This window comes from Pseudomonas sp. YY-1, from assembly GCF_002843095.1.
Lineage (GTDB): Bacteria > Pseudomonadota > Gammaproteobacteria > Pseudomonadales > Pseudomonadaceae > Aquipseudomonas > Aquipseudomonas sediminis_A.
In genome coordinates this window covers 1-1,890 of sequence record NZ_PJLX01000033.1, presented here as the reverse complement: position 1 = coordinate 1,890, position 1,890 = coordinate 1, and the positions used below count along the sequence as shown (strand labels likewise).

The 1,890-nt window shown below is 62.8% G+C and carries 3 protein-coding genes; 1 reads left to right on the top strand and 2 read right to left on the bottom strand.

Annotated elements, in window-relative coordinates:
* Positions 1–484, top strand: a 484-nt coding sequence (locus CXP40_RS23515) for an aminotransferase class III-fold pyridoxal phosphate-dependent enzyme (RefSeq protein WP_157831714.1), incomplete at its 5' end; no start/stop codon positions are given.
* Between the two features lie 121 nt (positions 485–605).
* On the opposite strand, the gene CXP40_RS23510 is transcribed toward CXP40_RS23515, so the two are convergent.
* Both CXP40_RS23510 and CXP40_RS23505 read right to left on the bottom strand, forming a co-directional pair.
* Positions 606–1,622 (bottom strand): alpha/beta hydrolase, encoded by a 1,017-nt coding sequence (locus CXP40_RS23510; protein ID WP_106735681.1) that lies wholly within the window; start codon positions 1,620–1,622, stop codon positions 606–608.
* 36 nt (positions 1,623–1,658) lie between these two features.
* The gene (locus tag CXP40_RS23505) at positions 1,659–1,889 is read right to left on the bottom strand and encodes a DUF2790 domain-containing protein (protein ID WP_106735680.1); all 231 of its coding nucleotides are present in this window, start codon (positions 1,887–1,889) and stop codon (positions 1,659–1,661) included.
* Between the last annotated feature and the right edge of the window lies 1 nt (position 1,890).

Genomic DNA, 1,890 nt, shown 5'->3' with positions numbered 1-1,890 from the left:
AATGGGCGGGCTGATCGTCAGTGACAAGGTGTTCGAAGTGATCGAAGCGCATGGCGACTTCAACCACGGTTTCACCTACTCCGGGCACCCGGTGGCGGCGGCGGTAGGGCTGGAGAACCTGCGCATTCTCAAGGAAGAAGGCATCGTCGAACGGGTGAAGGCAGAAACCGCGCCCTACCTGCAGAAGCGCCTGCGTGAGCTGGCCGACCACCCGCTGGTGGGCGAAGTACGTGGCGTCGGTATGCTCGGCGCTATCGAACTGGTGCAGGACAAGGCCACGCGCAAGCGCTTCTCCGGGGATGTGGGCGTGGGCATGGTGTGCCGTGGCCACTGCTTCAACAACGGTCTGATCATGCGCGCGGTGGGCGACACCATGATCATTGCGCCACCACTGGTGATCAGCCAGGTGGAAGTGGATGAACTGGTAGAGAAAGCGCGCAAGTGCCTGGATCTGACCTGGGAGCAGGTGCGTAGCTTGGCGTAATCTCGCGGTACGGTGAGAGGGGCTTCAGCCGCGACAGGAACAGCCCGCAGCTAAAAGCCGCCCCACAAAAAACGAAACCCCGCGACCGTTACCGGTGGCGGGGTTTCGTTTTTTCAGCCGCTTACTTGAGGCTGTTCTTCAGCGTCTGTGCTGCCTGATCCATGGCGGAGCGTACCGCCGGGGCTTCGGACACCACATTGAGCAGGCCGTAGTCGTGGATCATGCCGTTGTAGCGCACGGCAGTCACCGGAACACCGGCGGCGTTCAGGCGGCGAGCGTAGGCTTCGCCTTCGTCGCGCAGCACGTCCATCTCGGCCGTCTGCACCAGGGCTGGCGGCAGGCCTTTGAGCTGTTCCAGGCTGGCACGCAGTGGCGAGGCATAAATCTCGTTACGCTGCTTCGGGTCGGTGGTGTAGTTATCCCAGAACCATTCCATCATGCCGCGGGTCAGGAAGTGGCCTTCGGCGAACTGGTTATACGACGCATTGTTGAAGTTGGCGTCGGTCACCGGCCACAGCAGGACCTGGGCGCGCAGTTTCGGCGTACCGGCTTCCTTGGCCTTGATGGCCACCACAGCAGCCATGTTACCGCCGACACTGTTGCCGGCCACGGCCAGACGCGAACCGTCGACACCGATCTGGCTGCCGTTGTCGGCGACCCATTTGGTCGCGGCATAGGCCTGGTTGATCGCGGTCGGGTACTTGGCTTCCGGCGACGGCGTGTAGTCGACGTAGATTGCAGCCGCCCCAGAGCCTACTACCAGGTCGCGGATCAGGCGTTCGTGGGTCGGATAATCACCCAGTACCCAGCCACCGCCGTGGAAGAACATGAAGCCGGGCAGAATGCCGCGAGCGCCTTCAGGACGCACCACCTTGAGGGTGAGCGACTGGCCATTAACCTCAATCACCTTGGTGTCCACAACGATGCCGGACAGATCCACCTCGACACTGGCCTGAGCACCTACCAGCACGGCGCGGGCGTCTTTCGGCGAGAGGGTTTCCAGCGGCTGACCGCCACCGGCTGCCAGGGCATCGAGGAAGCCCTGGGTGTTGCGCTCCACACCGGGACTGCCGGCGGCGAAGCTGCTGTTGATGGCCAGGGCGAGCAGCCCGGCGGTCAGAGTGCGAGAAACGTTCATGGTCAAGCTCCTGTCGATCAGTTGGGCTGCTGGTTGTCAGTTCTGGTTGGTGCAAGCGCTGGAGAGTTGTTCGTAGCCGAGAACCTCCACGTCACCCGCGCTGTTGCGGTAGGTCATCGTTGCCGTGACCACTTCGCACTGCGGGGTGTTAGGCACGTCGATGGAAATCACCTTGGCAATATCCAGGTTCTGGCCGTAGCGGTAGGGCGTAGCCTCGGCGCTGTGGGCGAGGGTGGAGAGCGACGCGCTGAGAGCGATGGCGGTCAGT